The 22998-nt window shown below is 59.1% G+C and carries 20 protein-coding genes and 1 riboswitch; of the genes, 7 read left to right on the top strand and 13 right to left on the bottom strand.

Going from position 1 to position 22998, the window contains the following annotated elements; translation table 11 throughout:
* Positions 1-29 precede the first annotated feature (29 nt).
* The 3 genes from AB1805_05395 to AB1805_05385 form a co-directional block, all read right to left on the bottom strand.
* On the bottom strand, positions 30-2210 hold the full coding sequence (locus AB1805_05395; protein MEW5744861.1) for a response regulator: 2181 nt from the start codon (positions 2208-2210) through the stop codon (positions 30-32).
* Between the two features lie 57 nt (positions 2211-2267).
* A complete protein-coding gene (locus AB1805_05390) occupies positions 2268-3119 on the bottom strand; it encodes a phosphate ABC transporter substrate-binding protein (protein ID MEW5744860.1) in 852 nt (283 codons plus the stop codon).
* 546 nt (positions 3120-3665) lie between these two features.
* Positions 3666-4448: a PRC-barrel domain-containing protein gene (locus tag AB1805_05385; protein ID MEW5744859.1), complete on the bottom strand. Its 783-nt coding sequence runs from the start codon at positions 4446-4448 to the stop codon at positions 3666-3668.
* Between the two features lie 168 nt (positions 4449-4616).
* Here AB1805_05385 and AB1805_05380 point away from each other — a divergent pair, with 168 nt between their 5' ends.
* Positions 4617-5165, top strand: coding sequence for a Slp family lipoprotein (locus tag AB1805_05380; GenBank protein MEW5744858.1), 549 nt, complete (start codon positions 4617-4619; stop codon positions 5163-5165).
* A gap of 129 nt (positions 5166-5294) precedes the next feature.
* Here AB1805_05380 and AB1805_05375 read toward each other — a convergent pair whose 3' ends face one another.
* The 8 genes from AB1805_05375 to AB1805_05340 all read right to left on the bottom strand — a co-directional run bounded on the left by AB1805_05375 (position 5295) and on the right by AB1805_05340 (position 14158).
* Entirely contained in the window at positions 5295-5852 is a 558-nt protein-coding gene (locus tag AB1805_05375; protein MEW5744857.1) for a PRC-barrel domain-containing protein, read from the bottom strand.
* A gap of 165 nt (positions 5853-6017) precedes the next feature.
* Positions 6018-6272 carry a hypothetical protein gene (locus tag AB1805_05370; protein MEW5744856.1) on the bottom strand — a complete coding sequence of 85 codons (255 nt, stop codon included), beginning with the start codon at positions 6270-6272 and terminating at the stop codon, positions 6018-6020.
* 137 nt (positions 6273-6409) lie between these two features.
* The gene (locus AB1805_05365) at positions 6410-7267 is read right to left on the bottom strand and encodes a PRC-barrel domain-containing protein (GenBank protein MEW5744855.1); all 858 of its coding nucleotides are present in this window, start codon (positions 7265-7267) and stop codon (positions 6410-6412) included.
* Positions 7268-7520: 253 nt separating this feature from the next.
* On the bottom strand, positions 7521-7838 hold the full coding sequence (locus AB1805_05360) for a PilZ domain-containing protein (protein MEW5744854.1): 318 nt from the start codon (positions 7836-7838) through the stop codon (positions 7521-7523).
* 235 nt (positions 7839-8073) lie between these two features.
* Positions 8074-10497 (bottom strand): exo-beta-N-acetylmuramidase NamZ domain-containing protein, encoded by a 2424-nt coding sequence (locus AB1805_05355; GenBank protein ID MEW5744853.1) that lies wholly within the window; start codon positions 10495-10497, stop codon positions 8074-8076.
* Positions 10498-10503: 6 nt separating this feature from the next.
* Positions 10504-11883 (bottom strand): putative glycoside hydrolase, encoded by a 1380-nt coding sequence (locus tag AB1805_05350; protein MEW5744852.1) that lies wholly within the window; start codon positions 11881-11883, stop codon positions 10504-10506.
* A 17-nt stretch (positions 11884-11900) separates the two neighbouring features.
* Positions 11901-12698 (bottom strand): polysaccharide deacetylase family protein, encoded by a 798-nt coding sequence (locus AB1805_05345; protein MEW5744851.1) that lies wholly within the window; start codon positions 12696-12698, stop codon positions 11901-11903.
* A 293-nt stretch (positions 12699-12991) separates the two neighbouring features.
* Positions 12992-14158: a PQQ-dependent sugar dehydrogenase gene (locus AB1805_05340; protein MEW5744850.1), complete on the bottom strand. Its 1167-nt coding sequence runs from the start codon at positions 14156-14158 to the stop codon at positions 12992-12994.
* A gap of 317 nt (positions 14159-14475) precedes the next feature.
* Here AB1805_05340 and AB1805_05335 point away from each other — a divergent pair, with 317 nt between their 5' ends.
* From AB1805_05335 to AB1805_05320, 4 genes are all read left to right on the top strand, one after another.
* Entirely contained in the window at positions 14476-15027 is a 552-nt protein-coding gene (locus tag AB1805_05335) for a PRC-barrel domain-containing protein (GenBank protein ID MEW5744849.1), read from the top strand.
* A 285-nt stretch (positions 15028-15312) separates the two neighbouring features.
* Positions 15313-15391, top strand: a riboswitch (cyclic di-GMP riboswitch).
* A 77-nt stretch (positions 15392-15468) separates the two neighbouring features.
* A complete protein-coding gene (locus AB1805_05330; protein MEW5744848.1) occupies positions 15469-16971 on the top strand; it encodes a sigma-70 family RNA polymerase sigma factor in 1503 nt (500 codons plus the stop codon).
* 76 nt (positions 16972-17047) lie between these two features.
* Positions 17048-18472, top strand: a complete 1425-nt coding sequence (locus tag AB1805_05325) for a hypothetical protein (GenBank protein ID MEW5744847.1) — start codon at positions 17048-17050, stop codon at positions 18470-18472.
* A 94-nt stretch (positions 18473-18566) separates the two neighbouring features.
* On the top strand, positions 18567-18839 hold the full coding sequence (locus tag AB1805_05320) for a hypothetical protein (GenBank protein MEW5744846.1): 273 nt from the start codon (positions 18567-18569) through the stop codon (positions 18837-18839).
* Here the strand turns inward: AB1805_05320 and AB1805_05315 are convergent.
* Entirely contained in the window at positions 18836-19555 is a 720-nt protein-coding gene (locus tag AB1805_05315; protein ID MEW5744845.1) for a hypothetical protein, read from the bottom strand. The genes AB1805_05320 and AB1805_05315 overlap by 4 nt on opposite strands.
* A gap of 420 nt (positions 19556-19975) precedes the next feature.
* Between AB1805_05315 and AB1805_05310 the strand changes: the two genes are divergently transcribed.
* Positions 19976-20152 (top strand): DUF1328 domain-containing protein, encoded by a 177-nt coding sequence (locus tag AB1805_05310; GenBank protein ID MEW5744844.1) that lies wholly within the window; start codon positions 19976-19978, stop codon positions 20150-20152.
* Positions 20153-20226: 74 nt separating this feature from the next.
* On the opposite strand, the gene AB1805_05305 is transcribed toward AB1805_05310, so the two are convergent.
* Complete coding sequence (locus AB1805_05305) at positions 20227-21486, bottom strand: outer membrane protein transport protein (GenBank protein MEW5744843.1); 1260 nt, start codon at positions 21484-21486, stop codon at positions 20227-20229.
* A 249-nt stretch (positions 21487-21735) separates the two neighbouring features.
* On the opposite strand from AB1805_05305, the gene fabF reads away from it, so the two are divergent.
* Positions 21736-22980, top strand: coding sequence for a beta-ketoacyl-ACP synthase II (gene fabF / locus AB1805_05300; GenBank protein ID MEW5744842.1), 1245 nt, complete (start codon positions 21736-21738; stop codon positions 22978-22980).
* Positions 22981-22998: the final 18 nt, after the last annotated feature.

Raw genomic sequence — 22998 nt, 5'->3', positions numbered from 1 at the left:
CTCGTGCCGGCGGAGCGTCAAACCACCCCTTACGAATGAGCTCCCTTCACCTTTACGGCAAGCTGGCGCACATCGAACGGTTTTTGGATGAACCCTGCGGCCCCTCCTTCGAGCACTTCTCGCGCGGCGTCGCTGACGCTGTATCCGGAGGAAATCAGGACCCTCACTCCCGGGTTGATCTCCTTCAACCGCTCGAAGGTCTCCTTGCCTCCCATCTTCGGCATGATGAGATCGAGGATGACCACATCGATCTCGTCCTTTCTCTGGCGGTAGAGCTCTACCGCCTCCTGCCCGTCCGACGCCTCGATTACCGTGTACCCGCATTCTGACAGCGCCGCAACACCGAAGTCTCGTACGATATCCTCGTCATCAACGATGAGAACAGTGCCTTTCCCGGGCGGAGGCTCCTCGCCCTTTGTCTCGTCGGCCGCCTCCGTCTTATCCGAAGCCGGAAGGTACAGAGTGAAAGCAGTTCCCTTCCCCACTTCACTGTCGACGGTGATGAACCCGCCATGGTTCTTTATCACGCCGTACGCCATGGCGAGCCCCATTCCCGTTCCTTTCCCCTCTTCCTTGGTAGTGAAGAACGGCTCGAATATCCGCTGCTGGACTCTCCTGTCGATGCCGGTGCCCGTATCGATAACCCGCACCGTCACATAGCGGGATGCCGGCGCATCCGGGAGAGGAGGGCTTCCCGTAAAGTTATGCGTCTCGATCTGAAGGACGCCGCCTTCCGGCATCGCGTCGCGGGCATTGATGCAGAGGTTCACCAGGACGTGCTCGATCTGGCTCTTGTCCGCCTCGACGAGCCAGAGCCCTTCCGTGAGGACGCTCCTTACTTCTACGGCCCTGTCGATGGTCCTCGATATGATCTGGATCACGTCTTCCACCGCGGCGTTGAGACTGATCGGCTTGGTGATATATTTCCCTCCTCGTGCAAAGCCGAGGAGCTGCCTTGTCAGGTTCGCAGCCCTGTTCGCGGCGATCTCTATCGCATTGACCGGCTTGAGCAGCGGGTCGGCATCCTTGAGTCTCATCTTCATGAGAGAGGTATTGCCGATGACCGCCTGGAGCATATTGTTGAAATCGTGTGCTATGCCGCCGGCGAGGGTGCCGATCGCTTCCATCTTCTGGGCATGGGAAAGCGTCTCTTCCAGTCTCCTCTGCCCGGTGACGTCTATTATGAAGCCGTCGCTCCCCATGACCGCTCCGCTTTCGTCGACCTCTTTATACAGGGAGAGCACTATGGCAAGCTCTTCGCCTCCTCTGCCGACCGCCTTTGCTTCCGTCTGGAGCGACTGTCCGCTCATTGTCCTCAGAGGGCACCCTTCGCCTTCGACCATAATATCGCAGAGCTCCTTCACCTCCCCGAACAGGGCGCGGAACCTGCTGTTGCATTCGATGATATTCCCCTTGTCGTCGGTCCTGAACAGGGCATGCTCGACGCGCTCGAAAAGGGTCCGCACCCTCGTCTCCGATTCGAGCAATCGCCTCTCTTTTTCCTTGATCGCCGTGCCCATGCGGTAAAACTCATCGACAACAGCTCCGAGCTCGTCGCGTGAATGCTTCGCCGGAGACTCCGGAAGCGTCCCCTCTTTCAGCAGCGCTATGTCGCGCTGAAGCCTGCCGACCCTCTCGATGAAACTGCCGACGACTATCCAGACCGCCGTGAGGAAAACGAGCGAAATCCCCATCGAGGTCACGATGCCCGCCACCGTCGCCTCCCTGAGCTCGCTCGGGAGAGAGACAGAGGAGAGCGACACGCGGACAAAGCCGATCGTAGACGGTTCGGATTCATCGAGCCACGAGAAGAACACGGGGCTGTAGAAATCGTAGGCGCCGTTGATCTTCATGTAAAAGGGCGAGGTCGTCTCCTTGAAGTGCCGCACCACCTCCGGAGGCGGGATATCTTTCAGCCGGTGGAAGGGATAGGCGTCAATCGGGTCCCAGAGAGCCGTATACACCTGAACACAGGTGACGTCCGGGGCGCTGGTGATCGCGGCGGCCTTCTTGATGAGATCGAGGTTCTCCTGGACGATGCCGTCCTCGGCCGCCTTTGAGAGGGCATAGCACAGCGCGGTCCCCCGCGCGATTATCTCTTTTTCGAGGCTGCGGCTGAAAGCGGATGCATAGAAGAACGCGCTCACCAGACTGACTGCGACGGTGAGCGCTGCTATCGGAAGCAGGATTTTTGTTCGAAGAGACCACATCAGGAGCCGCCTCCGCGTACCGAGAGTCCTTTCTCTACGGCTCTCCCCTGCCCTGGCTCATCTGGCTCCCGGCGCATCCGAAAGCGACAGCGCGCCCATACCGCTGATGAGACGCTGCCCCTCCGCGCTCAGCACAAAATCGACGAACCGCCTGACTGCCGGTTTCGGTCTCTTGGGCGCCAGGATAAAGAGCGGCCTTTGCAAAGGATACGAGCCCTTTGCTATCGTTTCCTTTATCGGCTGAACCCCGTTAATCTTCAGCATTTTAACCGCTCTCTTCCGTGCGCTCGAAAAACCCGTTGCCGCGAACCCGTCGGGCGTTTTCTCCACCATCTGTTCGACAATCCCGGTCGAAGCGAGCGATACGGAGTGGGGCGTCCTCACTGTGTCCTTTCCCTTCAGCACCATGTCTCGCAGCGAGGCGCCCACGCCGCTCAGCCCTCTCTGCGGCCGCGAGATGAAGAGCTTAACGGGCGCATCCCTGCCCTTCAGCTGCTTCCAATTGACTATCTGGCCTGCATAGAGCGCCCGTGCGTCGTCGAGCGTGATGCTCTCTACGGGATTTGCCGGATGCACAACAAAAACGAGCGCGTCCCAGGCGACCTGTACAAACTCGATGTCGGGCGGATCGCTGCTCATCCTGACCCTGCACGAGGCGGCAAGATCGACCTTGCCGCTCCGCAGGTCCTCGAGCCCCACCACGCTGCCGCCGCCGCGAAGGAGAATCCTCACTCCCGTCCTTTTTTCATACTCGCGGGCAAGGTCGGCCAGGTAGCCGCTGTTGCTCACCGAACAGCCGCTCGCCGTTATGGTCTCGGCGCCAAGGGGAGAAGCGCCGATGCCGGCGAAAAGGATGGATACGACACAAGAACAGCAGAACGTAAAGACTGCTCCCGCAGCTATCCTCATAGTGCCTCCTCTCTGTTCCCCAAAGGATTATAGCAGATTCGGGGTGCAGCGTTCAGAAGGGGAACTTTTCTCGAACCTCTCTCTTTCAGGAGATTATGACGCTAATACCTGGACAGGAGAGAGGTTATTTCCATACTCGTGTTGATAAGTAGCCGATAATCTTTCCCGATAATCTTTCCTGTTGCTTTTCTCTGCATCAATCTGCGATTATTTTTCATAAAGAGCGACTCCTTTAATCTTTGATTTGTGGTGAATCAAGTTTAATCGAGTCGCTTCTTTTCTTCAATGAACCGGCGGGCTATGTCTTCCATCCCTCAAAAGTGGGATTTTCCAATTCCATTATTTTCCGGGCGAGAAGGGGCAGTGCAGGCGCTCGTCGGGCGCATGACCGAAGGCCGGGGGTTCGAGTCCGCTCCCCGGCGTTAAACAGAAAAGATTTAACTTATAAAGCTGTCTGACAAAAATCAGATAGCTTTAGCCCACTCCTTAATCGCATTGCTTTCTGTGGGATGGCGGGAGAGTGCATAGCTAGTGCCCCCTGCCTCGTCACTTCCGCAGCTTGGCGCCATAGTGTTGGTGAAGCTCCTTTTCGTACTGCGCGGTCACCGGAGCGGACGGATCATACTCCGGGCTGCTCCTTATCTCATCGGTCGTGAAATCGACATACACCTTCCGCTCTTCCCAGCTGATATCGCTGATCCACTGGGGCGCCAGGAGGACCCGCCTGCCCGGAAGCCAGGTGCGGGTATCGACGATCATATAACGGATACCCCAGTCGCCGTCATCGACCAGAAAGTCATCGATATGGCCTATCTCACCGTCGATAGCCTGGAGGCGATACCCGGTCACCTCGCGCATGCTCCAGAGATGGGGGTCCTGCTCCTCTGCCGCGTAGCGCTCCTCCCGCTCCGTCTCGTAGGCGGGCGGCGGCGGAGCGATGTTGTAGAAGCCTCCAAAGGTCCAATACATAGGCCAGCCGTAATAGACAGCGATATCCATCTCGTACTGACGAGAGACCGGCTTGTGCTCTTCCGCTTCGGGGCTGCTGCGCACCTGCTCCCGGGTGAGCGTTACGGGAATCTCCTTCGATTCGTGATCGGGCCTCCCCGCAAGAGCGGCCGGCGAAAGCAGCACCAGCCTTCCCGAAAGCCAGGTCCCGGTGTCGACGACGAAGTAGCGGACCGTCCATGCCGCATCGTCGAAGTATAGATCGTCAACCTTGCCGACATCGCCGTCCGCAGCGCGGACAGCATACCCGAAGAGGGAAGCCGCCTTCCTCAGCACCTCCCTTCCGTATGTCGCTGTCTCCATTCCTTCCCTCTCTGCCATACGCATGTCTCCTTTCCGGCGCGCCGAACCACCGCTACGCCACAGCACATCCCCTGTTTATCACTTACCAGGCATTCCATTTACAGTCAAGAAAAAGCGGCAGGTGCGGTCGAGGCCGACGGTATAAAGATGCTTGACAACTGCGACGGCCCGGTTTACAAGTTAAGTATGAAGAGAATTCTCTCTCTGCTGCTCGTGAGCCTGGCGGTCGCTGCATGCGCTCCTGTCCTGCAGCAGGAATACCTGGAGCGCGGCTCCGCCGATATTCCGCTGGCTGCGTTCATCAACGAGCCGAATGCTTACCGGGGCCGCCTCTTTCTCCTCGGCGGAGAGATCGTCGAATCGACCGTACGGGACGGCGCTGTGCGCATCGAGGCCCGCTATATCCCTGTCGACGAGCGCGGCCGCCTCAAAGATACCGAACCCTTTGCCGAGAGATTCCTGGCAGTCTATCCCGCAGATGGTGAACCGCCCGCTCCGGAGCTTTACCGGAGCGGTGAACGGATAAGCATTGCCGGCATCTTTACCGGTCTCGAGCCGGGAAGGATCGGGGATATCGAATACCTCTTTCCCGTCTTCGAAATACGGGATGTCGGCCAGGGATATCAAATCCCCTTCGAATACGTGCCCTACCCCTCCGATGTCCGCTACCTCGAGCCCTCATTGCCGATGATGGACCCGTTCTGGAGAGACCGCCCCCGGCCTGCAGGGAGATAACACGGATAGTACCGGCAGCAGCAGTCCCGCTATGAGCAGAGCTGCATGAATGAGAGAGGCAGCGGCAGCCGCCGCTGCCTCTCTCGCAGGGAAAGCGTCAGAGGCGCATGGGTGGGCTCTTCTCTCCTCCTAGCGCTCTTCCCAGTAGGGGCTTACACCGTAGAATTTGTAAACATCGACCTCCCAGCGGCGGTCTGCGAAGTTCGGCCAATTATTCCTGGTGAAGTAGGGAGCCCTTGAGAGCCGCTCCTTATCGATGTTGAGGATCAGCTCGTCACCCGAGACACTCGGCTGAAACGACTTCCAGGGAATAGCGAAATTACGGTCACCCACGCCGAGGAATCCCGTATCGCCTTCCATAATGGCATAGACGATCTGGCCCGTGAACGAGTTGACGATGATATCGCTGATGTTGCCGAGGTCTTCACCCTGCTGGTTCTTTACGTCCATGCCGATCAGTTTGCTGGCTTGCCTGAGGCGGACCGGCTGTGTCTTGCTGCCCTGCTGCGTCTGAGCTCCTCGTGTCGAGGAGTCGCTTTGCTGCATATCCGTCCCCCTCGTTGCGGAATCGCTCTGCATGGAACTGCTCTCCGCTCCGCGGGTCGAGGAGGGCCCATTGCCGTACGACTGGTTTGCTCCTATGAGGCACACTGCCAAGAACAATACTACAATAAACATCTTCTTCATGCTGTTCCTCCTTGTGTTGTGGTTGGCGCCCACTCGCATGCTTCAGTGCGACGGATAGGGGACCGTCGATGCCGGGATCATCGGCTGCTGAGGCTCGAGAAGGATACTCATGAGTGCTGGGAATGGGGAAGCATACTTAAATGGTAGCCGAGGCTGGCAGCGGCGTCAACCTCCGGAGAGAGGGCCCCCGGCGCGTATGACTGCGAGATCGGTGGCGGGAGCTGCGGCGTCGCTGCCGATGGTGATACCGACAACGGTGGGCCCTACCGTGTCCACCACCGTGATGACCGCCCGTGAATAGGCGTCGAGCAGCTCTACGTCCGACGCTCCCCCGTCCGCGACCTCACGGCCATGCTGCCCGGCGGTTCCGAACGCCTGTTCCTCGATCACTCCCGCGATATCCTGGATATGCTCATCCATTGCTCTCCCTCGCTTTTCTCTGGGTTGAGCGCCTCAGCCTGGCCGCGTCCCCGGCCTGAGACAGGAGAAAAGGTCCTGCAGGGAGCGCCTCATCGCCAAGCACCTCCACCACTACTCCCTGCAGGGTATCCTTAGCGTCAACTAAGGAATCTCATATCGTCGTCTTCTTCGACATCACCGCCCGGCTCCCAGTAGCGCGGCCTGCCGTAGTGATCGTATACCGCCAATTCGAACTCGCGGGTGACCGGGACCGCCGGATCGTACTCCGGGCTGTTCAGCACGCGCTCCCTGTCGAGATCGACATAGATCCGCTCCTCCTCGCGAACGGTCTTCTGGACCCACTCGGTCGAGACGAGGACGCTCCTGCCGCTCTCCTGTTCGGGGAGGGGGGAGTCCAGCGCCACCACCAGATAGTGGATCACCCAGTCCTCCTCATCCATGATGAAATCCTCCACATGCCCGGCGTCGCCGTCGAGGGCCTGGATGCGGAACTCCGTCATTTCGCCTGATGCGAAGAGATGCCGGTCCGCAGCGGTCTCCTGCTCGAACCGCTGCCGTGCCGTCGCCTCTGCCGCACCGGGAGGAGGAGAGGGGACATTATAGTACTCCTCTTCCATCCAGTAGGGCAGCCAGCCGTAGTACATGAAGAGATCGACCTGGTGCAGGCGCGACACCGGCTCGTCCTTTCCGATGCGCGGGGCGCCGGCGACCTGCTCCCGGGTGAGGGTCGTCGAGAGCCTCGGCAGCTCCCAGTCGGGCTCCTGGAGCACGAGGGGGGAAATAAGGACCTTTCTCCCCGGCAGCCAGTCTCCGGGATCGACCTCGATATACCGTACCGCCCAGATATCGTCATCGAAGAGGAACTCCTGCACCGCGCCGATCACGCCGTCGTGAGCGGCGACCGTGTAGCCGGCGAGCGAGCTCGCGGCCCGCAGGTGCAGCGCCTCCTCTTCCCTGTAGGCACCCGATTCCCGTGGTCTGCCGGGATCTGCCATGGTATACCTCCTTTCACGCGTTCAGCAAGGAGTATGAATGGCGCAGTCGTCTACACCGTTCCGGCAAGGCAGCATGAAAGCGCGTGGCGTGTGTTGGTGGAAACTCCGTGCGGCAGCAGCAGGCAGGTAATGCTGAGGGACAGGCACTCTCGTGCTTCCTGTGCGGATTACCTGGGACAAGCAACTTATATTACAATGCTAGCGCGTATAAGAAAGGGAGTCAAGAAGAAGCTCCCCTTCATAGGCTATGGGCTCACGGTTCGCAGAGCGCGGATACCGCATGGGCTGGCTTGCGGGCACGGGCTTTCAAGAAGGCGATGCCGGCCCTGTAGCAGCTGCCGCGGCGCTCGCTCCACCGGACAGCGCCTATCTCGCCGATGTCGCCGTTGAAGTGCACGGCATGCCCTGCCTCCAGCGGGTACTCCGTCTCTATGCCGACTCCCCCTTCGCTGATATCGATGATGCGGGCCTTCAGGCTCATGCCCCGCCAGTTCACATCCTCGAGCCCGATCACCAGATAATCGACTACTCCTTCGCAAGCCCGCCTTCCGAATTCCCGTTTATCGTTCATCTCCCTCTCCTCCTCATAGCGTCATCGCGGTATCGTGCTGCGTTCAGGGCGAAGCGGCTTTCCGGTCTTTCTTGCGTTTGCAAGTACGGTGCCAAAGATAAATTTAATTATTTTCAAGAGCTTGGATGAGAACAGAACTATTCTCTGTTCAGCGTGGACAGCCCATATTGACGGATCGGGCTCATTTTAGGCTGCGAACTGCGGAAGGCTTCCCAATCAGCAGGGGGTGCTGCGGTTAATAAAGAAGGTACTTGGACCTGATCTTGAGGAACTCTTCGAGCGGGCTCTGCCAGTTCAGCACAATTGACTGCGGGTCCCGGCCCTCCTTGATGTCCTGGAGCGTGGCGCGGGTGCCGATGAGGCCGAGCGTGCTGTCGACCTGAAACTCCTTCGGATGGAGCCGGTAGAGCGCGCTGACGATCTCGATCCCCATGGCAGTGGGGTCGAGCTTCTGGCGGTCGACCAGCTCGATGCGGACGCCGGAGCACTTTTTACCCTTGTAAATATGGCTCGCAGGGACGAAGGTCGCCGGCATGAACCTGACGCCGCGTATGCCGCGGCTGTTCAGATGAGCGGAGAGCTTCTGTCCGTTGATCCATGGCGCGCCGAGCAGCTCGAAGGGGCGGCCGGTCCCCCGTCCGACGCTCACGTTCGCCCCTTCGACCAGGGCGACGCCGGGGTAGAGGGTGGCCTGGGTAAGGCTGCGCAGGTTGGGCGAGGGGTTCACCCAGGCGAGGCCGGTCTCGTCATACCAGTCGGCGCGGTTGTAGCCGTTCATTTTTATGATATGGAGCGCGGCGCCGATGTTGTATTCGGTGTTGAACATGGCCGCCAGCTCGCCGACCGTCATCCCGTGCCGTATCGGCATGGGGAAATAGCCGGTAAAGGACTTCAGCTCCCTGTCCATCACCGGTCCCTGGACCAGTGACGCGTTGATGGGGTTCGGCCGGTCGAGCACGAAAAAGGGGATCCCCCTCTTCGCAGCCGCCTCCATGGCGAGGCCCATGGTCGAAATATAGGTGTAAAAGCGGACGCCGGCGTCCTGGATATCGAAGATCAGCGCGTCGAGACCGTCGAGCATCTTGTCGGTCGGCCTCAGGACGGAACCGTAGAGGCTGTGGACCGGCAGGCCGGTCTTGGGCTCTCTCATCGAGCCGACCTTCTCGTCCAGCGTGCCGAAGAGCCCATGCTCGGGGCTGAAGAGCGCCGCGAGGTGTACATTCGGGGCCTGGCGGATGAGGTCGAGCGTGCGCCGTCCTGCTCCGTCGAGCCCGGTATGGTTCGTAATCAGTCCCACCCGCAGCCCTGATAAGGCGGAGAAGTTGTCGCTGCGCAGCACATCGATCCCCGGCCATACCCTGCTGCTGCGTGCTGCCCGGAGATGCCCCGCGCCTGCAGACGGTCCAGCGGCCTGGGAGGGAGAATACTGGTGAGCTCTCATCTGCTCCGAAAAGGCGTGGAGCGAGGGGCGGCTCGCCAGGACCTGTTCCGGGGAGAGCGGGCCATGCACTGCGCCGACGATCGCCCTCACCTGCTCGCGCAGATATTTCACGTCTCCCTTGCCGTCGGGATGCACCCTGTTGGTGAGCAGCACGATGAATGTTTCGGTCACGGGGTCGATCCAGAGCGCCGTTCCCGTGTACCCGAGGTGGGCGCAGGAGCCGACCGGGAAGAGCTCGTCTCGGTTCGCGGCCAGGGGGGGCTCTATCTCCCAGCCGAGCCCTCTCAGGGCCTTTTTGCCCGGGGGCGACTGGGGGATGGTCATCGCTTCGACCGTCTGCGGGCTGAGAATGCGCACGCCGTTCAGGCTGCCGCCGTTAAGGACCATCCGGGCGAAGAGGGCGAGGTCGTCGGCAGTCGAGAAGACGCCGGAGTGGCCTGCGACGCCTCCCATGCGGTAGGCGGAAGGGTCATGCACCTCTCCCTGGAGGAGCCTGCGCTCGTGGAACTGGGTCGGCGCGATACGGGGGCGAAGGGCAGCGCCGGGCCTGAACATCGTCTCGTGCATGCCCAACGGCTTGAAGATATTCTTGGCGCAGTAGACATCGAGCGGCTTTCCCGACACGCGGTGCACGAGCTCGCCCAGCACTTCGAAATTGATGTCGCTGTAGAGGTAGGACGAGCCGGCAGGGAGGAGCGGCTTCTCCGCAATGATCTTCTTCATCGCCGTCTTGTAGCCCGACCATTTCGGCTTCAGCTTCAGGTCGGCCCTGAGCCCCGAGTAGTGGGTCAGGAGATGGCGGACCGTGATGTCTTTCTTGCCGTTCTTTTTGAAGGCGCTCCAGTAGCGGTGGACCGGCGCGTCGAGCGACAGCTTCTTCTTCTCGACCAGCTGCATGACCGCCGTGGTCGTGGCCACGGCTTTGGTGACCGAGGCGATGTCGAAGATCGTGTCCTCGCGCATCGGCAGCCGCTCGGGGAGGAGGGCCCGGTACCCGAAGGCCTTGCGATAGATGACGCGTTCGGGAGTTCCGACGATGACCACGGCGCCGGGGATGTTGCCGCTCTTTATCTCCTGCTCGATGAGGGGTTCCAGGGAAGCGAGCTGCTCGCTGCGCACACTAAAGCCTGCGCCGGCATCTGCCGGCGCAGGCGCAGTGATCGCTGCAAGCAGCCCTGCGATGACACAGAGAAATGCTGCACGGAAGACAATGCCCATACGACCCTACGAACGCTTGTTAAAGGTCTCTTCGTTCTGCGCCACCGGTTTCGCACCGGGCGCGACCGTCCCTGCCGCAGGAGTACCGGGCGTAGTATACCGGGTCGCCGTCTCTCTCTTCAAGCCGTCGGAGGAGTAGGCGTTACGGGGATTCCAGAGCATCCAGCCGTTCGCACCGAACTCTTCGGCGGCCCTGATCTGGCTCCTGATCTCGGTGCCGGTGAAAAACCTCTTGTCGAAGGCGTAGTCTCTGAACGCCTGGAGCCACGGCCTGAACCGGACCGATGCGATATTGGTGCGCTCCTGTGATTTCTTGAGGGATTTGTAAACGATCTCGTAGGAATTCGCCACGGGATTCCGGTGCCCCGGTATGCCGAACTGGAACCCCGACGGGTAGAGCATGAGCGAGATGTAGTCGACGCAATGGATCAGCTTGTCGAGCCGCTGGCCGATCTGCGTGTCGTCGGGATTCCACGGAACATACCCGAAGATATCGGCTGCGAGGAAGACATTGTAGGGGGCGAGCCGCCGCTTCGCCTCGGCAAGGAAGCCGGAGATGGCGTTGACCCTGTTCTCCTCGGTATTTTCGATCGCGAATTTGAGCCCTTTTCTGTCCGGGAAGCGGACATAATCGAACTGTATCTCGTCGAACCCGTTCTGCGCAGCCTCGACAGCGAGGTTGATATTGTATTCCCACACCTCTCTCTTGGAAGGGTCTACCCAGACGAGGTTCTCCCGGTCGCGCCAGACGCTTCCGTCCTGCTGCTTCCGCACCGTCAGGTCGGGCCGCGCCTCGCCGAGCATATTGTCTTTGAACACGACGATACGGGCGATCGTGTAGATGCCCCGCTCCTTCATGGATTGAATGAGGCCTTTTATGTCCTTGACGATGATGAGCTTCTGCGCGCCGATCTGGCCGGCGAGGGGAACCGATGTCTTGTACGTCACCGCGCCCCGGTCGCCCTTCACATCGATGACCAGAGCATTGAGCTCGGTTTCATTGATGAGCCTGAGCGCGTTCTCCCTGATCCCCCGGTCGCCGATCCCGTAAAACGTAAGGTAGAGCGCCTTCGGGGTAAAGGGCGTCAGCTTCATCTCGACAGGAAAGCCTGCCGTCGCCGGGGTGAGCGTCTGCTCGGCCCGCGTATAGCCGTAGGCCCTCGCGGAGAGTCTCTCCCCCGTGCCGGTGTAGGCGAACATGCCGTTCGCGTCGGTCTGCATGGTGACCCCGTTCAGCGCGACGAAAGCCCCGCTTATGGGCTTCTTCGTGTACGCGTCGACGACGCGTCCCGATACTTTTCCTTTTGCAGCCCCCATAACGAGCCCGGGTACCATTACGAAGAGCACTGCCAGCGTGACGATGAGATGTGTCCCGATCCTTTTCATTGGTCTGATTCCCGCACTCAAGAAGCCTGGCCTGCCAGCAGCCTCTCGAATACCTTTCCCCTTTCGGCATTGTTTAGTAGATAACGCGGAAGCGTCATGATGTTCTCGGACCTGCTCACATGCCGCCGTTCTATGGAGAAGGCGGCGGTGTACCCTGCTTCGGCGGCCCTGGCAGCAAGGTGGTCATCGTAAATACCGAAGGGCCAGGCGAGCAGGTCGACCTTGATGCCGAACTCTTTCTCGAGTTTTTCCTTCGATTTCTTCAGCTGCATGGCGACGAGCTTCTCGTATTCGTCCGGCGGGAGCTTCTTCTTCTCCCGCTTGAAGTTCGGATGCCAGTAGGTGTGTCCCTGCAGGTCGAAGAGCCCCGTCTTCTTGAGCTCCCTGATCTGCTCCCAGGTCATGATGTAGGAGGCCCTCGATATGGCCGAGGGATACAGGAAGAGCGTCACCGGAACGCGGTATTTCTTCACCAGGGGGAGCATGTCGGAATGGACCGTTTTATGGCCGTCGTCGACAACGATGACCACCGATTTGGGCGGCGGGGTCGGCCCTTTCCCGAGGCGGTAGTCGACGAGCTGCCTCAGCGGTATGACGGTGTAGCCGTTCTCCTTGAGATACGTGAGGTGCGATTCGAAGACCGGGGTCGTCACGGTCATGCTGTCCGCCACGGTCGGACCGAAGCGGTGGTAGAGAAGAATGGGGACCTTCACCTCGGGGGCGCGCTCCCGGCTCTCCCTTCCCTGCACTGCGCCAAACGATAATCCCCCGAAAAGAGCGATAATGACGAGCACTGCTATACCTATCTTTTTCATACAACTAATATCGGCAGAACATAGGAGAGCTTTAACACCGGCGTCATAAGGGGAAGGGTACTTTTCACGAAGCTATGGCGGCAACGGACCACAAGATATCTGCTGCGGCAATTCCCTGCAAACGGCCTTAATCCCACGTACTGCAACTGCTCCTCTCAAAAAAAATGCGCCCTGATCATCTTCAGGCGCACCCATATTAGAATAAAGCCGTGAAATGTTGCAAGGGGGAAATGATAAGCGCTTGCCGCTCAGGAACTTACTATGGCTGTCAGTTCAAAAACGGCATGCGGAGGTCATTTGCGGGCTTCGATCCTGTAGATCACCCCGGCCGCGTGGTCCGCGAGATACAGGGCGCCTTCGGCATCTTCGCCGAAGGTCGAGATGGCGTAATCGGTATCGGCGAGCTGTTCACTTTGCCAGACCGAGCCGGAGCGTCTCATGCCCCATACGCGGCCTGAACAGTAATCGCCGTAGAGATAGACGCCCTGCAGCGAAGGGTACGACCCGCCCCGGTAGACCATGCCGCCCGTTATCGAACAGCCCCGGGAGTGGTCGTATTCCGTGACGGGCATGACGAGGCCGCTCCGGTCGCAGTTCACCGGCGGCTCGAAGCAGTGCGCCCCCTCCATGATATCCCATCCGTAATTCTCCCCTCCCCTGCTGGCGGCAGGCTGAACGTGTATCTCCTCATACCTGTCCTGCCCCACGTCGGCGATATAGAGATCGCCTGTCTGCCGGTCGAAGGAGAAGCGCCAGGGGTTTCTCAGGCCGAGTGCCCAGATTTCGTCACGGTAGCCCCTGGTCTTCACGAAGGGATTGGTGTCGGGGATTCCGTACGGCAGCACCTTCGACTCCACATCGATGCGCAGCATTTTCCCCAGGAGCGAGCCGGGAGACTGCGCGTAGTCCTTGGGATCGCCGCCCGCGCCTCCGTCTCCCATGCCGATATAGAGATACCCGTCGGGGCCGAACGCGATCTGTCCGCCGTTATGGTTTGCATAAGGCTGGTCGATGGTAAGGATGATCGACTCGCTTTCAGGATTTGCGGCATCGGGATCCGATGAGACGAAGAAGCGCGAAACGACCGTATCGCCTTTGCTGTTCGTGTAGTTTACGTAAAAATACTTTTTCTGAACGAAGTCCGGCGGGAAGGCGACGCTCAGGAGGCCGCGCTCGCCGCAGCAGCTGACACGCTTCGTTATATCGAGGAACGGCTTTTTGAGCAGCCTGCCGTCCTTTACGATCCTGATCCTCCCCTGCTGCTCTGTCACGAACAGCCTGCCGCTGCCGTCTCCGGCGTGCGTGATATGCGTCGGGGATTGCAGTCCGCCGGCGACTTTCGCGAACGAGAGGGGGGGCATTCTGCCTTCTGATCGGGCGTCGGCAGAGCGCCCCCCTCCCCCCATAATGACGACGGCAATGAGCATACTAGTGATGAGCAGACTTCTCTTCCTGGTCATAGGCGCGCCTCCCGGGATGATCTTGCGTAAGATGGTGATGGACACTGCACAGGGCAGCAGGACTATAGTTAAAGCATACCCGAAGAAAAGGGGTTTGTAAAAAGTACGCGCTCCCTCGAGAGCTCCGCCATTTGACCTTCCGTTTCTTTTCCGCTACCCTTTACAGTAAGGAATTCGCTGTGTTGCCGGTTACTCCGACTATGTTCTTCACCATCACGTAAACACCTCGCCTGCAGGACCGGGGCCGGGGATTTGCCGTACCCGGCGCAACGGCTGCATATCCGGGTGGGCACAACCTATACCAAGGAGGAACGATTATGAAAAGAACGATTATTCCGGCGCTGTCGTTAGCGCTCGCTCTGATGATCGCACCATACGTGTTTGCCGACGGCAGCACTGCGGACCCCTCGGCGCTCCCTTCCGAAAGGATCAATGGAGCGGTCGCTCCGGACAGCGGCGCAACGAGAGGAGCGGAGAGCCCGTCGATGCGGGGAGACGACTCGACCAGAGGCGCGGGGATGCAGACCCGTCAGCTTCAGCAGACGAGCAGGGCGAGCCAGCTCATGGATAAAAACGTCCAGAACATGCAGGGAGAAAAGCTCGGCAAGATCACCGATATCGTCATCGACCCCAGCCAGGGACGCGCAGCCTACGTGGTCATGCAGGCGGAAGAAGGCGACCGGCTCTACGCTATCCCCACGCAGGCGCTCACCACGAGCGGCACCGCGCCGGACGTGCTGATCGTCAATCTGACCAAGGACAGGTTGAAGAGCGCCCCCAGCTTTACGAAAGACCAGTGGGCAAAAGCTGCCGACAGGCAGTGGATCGCCGAGGTCTACCGCTTCTACGGCATTCAGCCTGCCTGGTAGTACGGACACGGAATTGTACGGAGTACGATAAGCAACGCCCACCCTTTCCCCCACCCGTCTTTTCGGAGAGCGGGAAGAGGCAAGCCAGCCTTTTCCCGCTCCTTGCTTTTTGCATCACACTCTGTGGCGGGTGCGCACGCAGCAGGATGCTCGTCCCCTTGCCGGGTGAAGACCGCGGCGGCTCGCGCCGGCAATCTTTAACTTTTACTTATGGGTTCCATTAGCAATTTCAATTTGATATTCACCCGGCGGATATCGTTTAATAGAGGGACAAAAAGCAACTACTCCCGACAAAGCCGACCCTTTCGCAAGGAGGGGGAGGAAAGCGACGGGTCCGCAAGAGACGGACGACCGGGCTGCCGAAGGAGTCCCTTCGGCAGCCCGGTCTTTTTCATTTCAGGCAGGTGAAGTACGGCGCACATCGCACAAGGGAGGGAAGCAATGGAAGAGCCGCTCCGTGCCTATGAAGAAGGTTTCCTGCATGATTTTGAAGGGTTGGAGGGTCCGGACTCCCCGGTATCCCTCGAGGACAAGGAATCCTCGGAAGCCCGCGACCCCTCCGTATCGATTACCTGCGACTATTCACCGCTGCGCGCCTATTTGAAAGGCATCAGCATGACCCCCCTGCTCTCGAGGGAGGGAGAGATAGCCGTCGCCCGCACGATCGAGGAGTGCGCCGGGACCATACGCGGCATCCTCTTCACCACCCCCTCCATTATCGCTCAGATGAGAGAGCTCGGCCGGCTCGTCGGCAGCGGCGTGGTCCCCCTGCGGGACGTGGTCAGCGATGCCGAGGAACTGCCCGACGACGAGCTCCGGCGCCGGGCCTTCCAGTTCGAGACGATCACGGAATCGCTGTATACCCTTATGGTCGATCCTGCTGCCGATGAGAGGAATGGACGAAATCCCTGCCGGGAGGCCGGAAGATCGGCGGAGATCGCCGACCGGCTTTCTGCCGAAAGGCTCCGCAGGAGCAGGAGCCTCATTCTGCAGAAGGTAGAGGAGCTCGCGCTTAAACCCGCTGTCATCGCGTCTTTCTCCCGGGAGCTCAAGGCGCTGTACTCAGCGCCGAAGGCGCTCTGCAGAAGGCAGAGCCGCACCCGCCGGGCCGAGGGCAGCAGGTCCGGCGGCCCGTGGCGTCGCGAGCTGCAGCGGCCTGCCGGCGAGGCCGCGGGTCTGCGCTCCGAAGAGCCCGGCGCGTCTGTTGCCGAGCTGGAAGCGGCCGAGCAGGAGCTGAGCAGCGCCAAGGGCCGGCTCATCGAAGCCAATCTCCGTCTCGTCGTCAACATTGCCAAGCACTATGCGGGAAAGGGATTGAGCCTCGAGGACCTTATCCAGGAAGGGAATATAGGTCTCATGCATGCCGTCGACAAATTCGATTACCGGCGGGGTTACAAATTCAGCACCTATGCCACGTGGTGGGTCCGTCAGGCGATCGGCAGGGCACTGGCGAACCAGGGACGCATCATCCGTATACCCGTCTATATGACGGATACCGTGAACCGCATCAACAAGGTCGTAAGGGAGACGGTTCAGGAGTGCGGTATCGAGCCGGGACCTGAGGAGATTGCGGTGCGGCTGCGTATCCCTCTCGAAAAGGTCAGGACCGCGTTGAGGCTGTCCAGGGAGCCCCTTTCGATCGAGCTCACGGTCGGCGAGGATGACGATTCGATGCTGAAAAACTTCATCGAGGACCGCTCGACGCCGTCCCCCCTCGACAGAGTGATGGAGGAGAGCCTGAGGTGCCATATAGAGAGAATGCTCCATACCCTCTCGCCGAAAGAGGAACTGGTTATTCGCAAGCGCTTCGGCATCGGCAGTGAGGAAGCCGCAACCCTCGAGGAGGTCGGCGAGGAGCTCTCGGTCTCCCGGGAGCGCATCCGGCAGCTCCAGGTGAGGGCGATGCGAAAGCTCGGGCAGTCGGTCGACCGGTCCCTGTGCTGACGCCGGTCAAATCCTTTGACATAGGAGCCGTTCTGCTTTATGATATAGATTAAAGTACCAGGGGGCAGCCAGAACGATGAGCGCATCACCCGAGGCCCGCATCACCATCAGGGGAGCCCGCTTCGACCTTACGATGCCGGGGACGGTGGCATCGCTCCTCCGTCTCCGCCGGGGACGCCGTGCGGTTGCGCGCTGGCTCAACAGCCACAAGCATCATCCCGAGTTCGACCATATCCATGCGCTCGTTATGGCTGCCGCAACGCCCGTTACTCTTGCAGAAGGACTGAAACGCATCCTCGAACCGCTGGCTGCAGCAGCGGCCCTTTTCGTCCTCCTGGCGCCTCCCGCTGTCTCCTATTCATCCACCGCGGCGCAGCCTTTTGCAAAAGAATGCACCGTCTGCCACCGCACTGCAACGCCATACGGCATTCAGAAAGAGCTCAGGAAAAAGCCCGTTGCCCTGAAACAGCGCCAGAGCGCTGCCCCGCCGGCCAGGACCGTCTCCTTCGGCAGCGCCGGGCAGAAGCTCGTCTTCGCATCCCTCGGCTCGGGAGGATACGGCATTTCGAGGGTAGGAAAGGTGTATCTCATTGAGGCCGAGAGCAGGGGGAGCGTAGAGGCCCAGGGAGTGCTTTTCAGGGATGAGGCGGGAATGCGCCTGCGCTGCGCGCTGGGGAGCACCGTGCCCAAGGGCGCCTCGGTCGTGCTCGGTTCCAAGGCCTATACGCTGACACGGGGCGGCGCCGAGTGGACGATGCGTAACGTCATCAGCATCAACGGGGTTCCGGTGGAGGGCGATGTCTTTATCGCCGATTACTATATCAAGCGGAAAGCCCCCGGAGAGCGGCTCCTGCTCCAGGCAAAAGCTGCGGCTCCCGCTGCCGATACAGGGCATCGCCGGCATGCCCCTGCCTCCTCCGGTGTTGACACCCCCTCCGGCATCACAGCGATGAGCGTTATGATTCCCGCAGTCGAGGATACTGCTCCGGTCACCGGCATCGCCGAGCGCGCCCTCGCCGCTGTCGCCGAAAATCCCATAACGGTTGAACAGAGAGAGGACGGCTATGAAGCGACTTCCCGTTGCAGCGGTCTTACGGTGAAGCACCTCTTCAGAGGCAGCGGCGCCATGACCGTCCATGAGGCCTCACTCGCAGCGTACCCGGAGCTCACCTTTCTCGAGGTCTTCAATGTGCCGGTAGCGGAGGCGATAAAGAATATCGCCAAGTACAGCCGGGGTGTCGACAACCAGTTGGGGAGGAATATCATCACCTTCATCAACAGCCGGCTCAAACCGCTGTTCGACCATAACCGTCTCCGCCGCCTTCCCCACCCCGACAGCAGGCTCGTTCTCGATATCAGGATCACCGGCAGCGATGATTACAGCAAGACCATCGCCCTCAGGACGTCCGGCGGCGAATGGATTCCGCTCAGCGATGAGCTCCTCACCGGCATCCTGCAGTCCGAACCGGTCTCTTCCTACGCCGAACAGGCAGCCCGATAGCATCTCCTGCCTGCCCCCTCTTGCAGGAGGTCACTTACCCTGCGCGCGATTAGCTGCTATAATTGTATAAAACCGCGCATAACAAGGAGGACGTATGCCCGCGAAAAAGACGGCAGCACCTCGAAAGACTTCGGCAGCCAAAAAAGCCGCGCCTGCATCGAAGAGGCAGAACGCACTGAGATCGAAAGCGCCCGCTAAGGCGGCACGAAAGACCTCCCCGAAACAGCAGAAAGAGCTCGCTCCCGGCGCACAGTACGGCTGCGGCGTCTGCGGCCTCGTCATGAGCGTGGACGAAGCCTGCGGGTGCGTCGACTTCTGCGATATCATCTGCTGCGGCGAACAGATGCAGCCCGTCGGGAAAGGCTAACCGCTGCGGCCGGCTTGCGGAGAGGAACGGCGCTGCAGTGCCGCGCTTTCGCGCCAGCGCCTCAGCTCGCGCAGGGCGAAGCGGTCGGCAAAGCACTCGATATCGCACTTCAGCTTTTTGAGCTCGCGGCGGCGCTTCGGAGAGCGCCTGCCGCCCGAAAGGGCATAATTGACGACGGCGGTGTAAAAATCCTGGTTGCCCGCCTGGGCGGTGTGCCCCACCTCGTGGAGATAGAGAAACGGATAGACCTCTTCAGGGAGAATCGTCGTCTTCAGGTCCCTGCTCAGGCACGAGGCGACACTCTGAAGGTCGAGGCCGGGATTCAGATAGACCTCGTACCCTCCTTTGCATCCCGAGCTCACCGTGCAGTACGCAAGCCTGCCCGGGCTCCAGCCGCCGTCGTCGCGATCCCCTTCAGTGCCGACGTAGTTTATCCTGAACTCCTTTGCATACCTGAGCATGACCTCGGTATCGATGAATTTCCGCAGCTTCTCGAGCCGCTCTCTTATTTCGAACACCTCGTCGATAACGACTCCCGGGGCACGGGAGCTCACGGCGAGCACTGTGCTCCCCCACAGGGGCAGGCGGAGCGAACAGGTATTGTCGGCATTCCTCGTCAACCGTGCTCTTCTGAACGCAATGCGGACCGCGCCCGCTCCGATCAGCACCCCGGCTGCTATGCACGCTATATAAAGAAAAATGTCGTGGCTTATCATGGATGCACCTCTTGTCACGCATATGCGGTTGAGGGTAGTAAGGGCAAAACCGTGCGGGGATGGTGCGTTCTTTCCGTCGAGCAGCGTGTTGAAATTCCCTAATACAATTATAAATGAATTTTAACTCATTTCAAAATGACGGAATGAGGGTTAGCAATACAGAAGTAGTTCATCATCAACGGGGGAGGCATGGCAGGTGAGCGGCTTGGGCAGCCCAGGCGAAGCCAGGGATGGTGAAGCGGGTCGGTACGACTCGATTCCGAGCTGCCCCGCCTCGGAGGACGGCCTGGATGCCGTCCGAGAATGAGTCGAACCTGCTGTGCCTCTCCCGTTGACTACTGAGATGCTTTCGTGTTGCAAACAACTCTCGGGTGTGGGAGACTTTAGGTAAGGGAACGGTTTCCCTGAAAGGAGGCAACCATGCTCAAGTGGGCTATTATTTTCCTCATTATCGCAGTCGTTGCAGGACTGCTCGGCTTCTCGGGGATCGCGGGCGTCGCCTCGTCGATCGCGCAGTTCCTCTTCATACTCTTCCTCGTCCTGTTCGTCATCTTCCTGGTGCTCGGGTATACGGTCTTCAAGAAAGTCTCGCGATAACGCAGACGCCGTCCTCTTCCCGCAGAGCGAATACGTCCCGCCCGTGCTCCAGCCGTCTCAGCGCCTGCCGCTCCTCAGAACGCATAGGTGAGGCTCGCCGCGATCATGTGGATTTGGGTGTTATAGGTGCCGTTCGCCCTCTCCTCACCGACTAGGCCGAGCCCGGCGTCGATCTCGTTCGAGCGCTTGTCCCTGCTCTCGAGTATCATGAAGCTGTACGCCAAGTCCAGCTTCAGCTGCTTCCGGCGCAGCTCCGTGCCGACGCTGAAGAGATGCCAGTCGGCATCCGGCAGCGAGGGCTCGAAGGTCTCGTCGGGCACCGGGTTCTTGCTGTAGAGATAACCGGCGAGGAGCGCTGCCGAATCATCGAGCCGGTACTTTGCTCCCACGATCACGGCAGAGGTATCCTTCCACCTTTTCGGAGTGACATCGACCGGCGATCCATTGACCGGCTGGTCGAGATTGATTCGTAATTCCCTAAAGGACGACCACCCCTCCCAGCGATAGGTTACCTGGAGTGTAAGCGGATCGAAGCCCCGGTAGCTGATGCCCGCATGAAGCCGGTCAGGAAGCTTGAGATGAGCACTGCCGTTGGTATCGGGGAAGAACGGCCTGAAAGCCGGGGCGGGCAGGCTGAACTCAGCTCTTCCGTCGATATCGACCCGCACCTGGCTCCGGTACGAAGCGCCGAACGAGATATCTTTCGCCAGATCGATGAGAAGCCCCAGGTTGTAGCCAAGGCCGGTGCCGTCCCCCTTGAACTTTTTAGTCCCCTCGAGAGGTGCACCAAAGTTGATCTTACTCTCGAGCGTCGTATCGAGAATGACGAAATCAGCGCCTGCCGCGACAGCGATATTCGGGGTTATCCTGCAGGAGAGCACGGGATTGATATCAACGGTCCGGAGCTCTGCGCGCGTCGTAAGAAATCTCCCGGCCCAGTCGTCACCCCAGTCCGTCCCCAATCCGAAGGGAGTAAAGACTCCCAGTCCGGCGCTGAGCTTGTCGTTGAGCTTGTGCGTAATATAAAACGTCGAGGGATAAAAGACATCGTCTTTTGTCTTAAACGTCCGGCCAGAGGAGGCGCTCTCGAATTCCCTTGAAATGAACATCAATGTTGTCCCGGCCTGTATCTGCGTTCCATCGAACTTATTGATCAGTGCCGGATTGTAAAAAATCGTTGAAGGATCATCGCTGTGCGCAATCGTTACTGCTGCCTGACCTAGAGAAGAAGCTCCCTGTGTGTATATGGCAAACCCGGAGCCGTACGCCCGTTGATTTACAGCGAGAATAAAAACAGCCAATCCCCAAACAAAAAGCCGCCCGCACCTCTTCATCGTTATCTCCCCTGAAAGGTATTTCCCCCGCAACATGCCGTTATATAAGCATATATCGTGAGAATGCGTCAAAAATTGAACACCATGTCCTCTTCTTTTTTCCGAAACTCCTCCGCTCACCCCGTTCCTGGACAGCGTGGTATTTTATTCTATCTTTCAGCAGGTTCTATAAAGAATCCTTATCTCCCCTTTCATGCTCCGGTCGAGCAATCGATTGAAGTTTTAGATTAAATACTTTAAATTACATAAGTGAGAAGAAGAGTCGTCGTAACAGGTCTGGGGGTCGTAGCCCCTAACGGGATTGGCAAGGAGGAGTTCTGGCGGGCCAATATCGAGGGGAGGTCCGGGATAAGCCTTATCGAAGGGTTTGATGCGACGAAGCTGAACACACAGATCGCCGGCCAGATAAAGTCTTTTACCCCGTCGGACTACTTACCCTCTGATATTACCAAACGGACCGACCGCTTTGTACAACTAGGGACAGCCGCTGCTAAACTGGCAGTCGCCGACGCCGCCTTAGACCTAGCCGCGTACGACCGGGATAATGTCGGCATTTGCGTCGGTTCAGGATCAGGAGGAGTTTCGTTTCACGAGGAACAAATAATAGTGGGGATACAGAAAGGCCTTAACAAAATTCCCCCTTCGTGCCTTCCAAAGATCACGGCGAATGCCATTGCAAGCTACATTTCCATATTGTTCAATGTCACCGGACCCAATATAACTATTTCCAATGCATGCGCTTCGGGAACCAATGCCGTCGGACAGGCATTCAGAATAATACAAAACGGCGAGGCTGATATTGTCATTGCCGGGGGTGCAGAGGCGCCAATCACCCCTTTCTGCTTCAGTGCTTATAGCTCCCTGCACGTCCTCTCAAAGCGGAATGACGCGCCGACAGAGGCGAGCAGGCCCTTCGACAGAGAACGGGACGGCTTTGTAATCGGAGAGGGCGGCGGAATGCTGGTTTTAGAGGAATTGAATCTCGCAAGAGCACGGGGAGCTCGTATTTACGCGGAAGTGATCGGATACGCGTCCAATTCCGGAGCATACCATATGGTGATGCCTGAGCCCGAAGGAAAAGATGCGGCTAAAGTTATAGCGGCGGCGCTGAAAGACGCCGATATTAAGATCGAAGAAATAGATTACATCAATGCGCATGGCACATCCACCCAAGCAAATGATCGGTTAGAAACAAAAACAATTAAAGAGATTTTTAGAAAGAGGGCGTACAACATTCCAATAAGCTCAACAAAGTCAATGATAGGGCACTGCATCGGAGCAGCAGGGGCAATCGAAGCAGCTGTCTGCTCACTGGCACTAGAGAATAATCTTATCCCGCCGACAATCAATTACAGGCATGCTGACCCTGAATGCGACCTGGACTATGTACCGAATAAGGCCCGGAAAGCCAGGGTGAACGTCGCTCTGTCGAATTCGTTCGGCTTCGGAAATAATAATGCCTGCATCATTATGAAGAAGTACAGAGAGATTTAGAGATCAAGGAGAGATTAT

The organism is Nitrospirota bacterium (genome assembly GCA_040752355.1).
Taxonomy (GTDB): domain Bacteria; phylum Nitrospirota; class Thermodesulfovibrionia; order Thermodesulfovibrionales; family Dissulfurispiraceae; genus JBFMCP01.
Note: the sequence above shows the minus strand (reverse complement) of the source record. Positions and strands in the feature narration are given on the sequence as shown.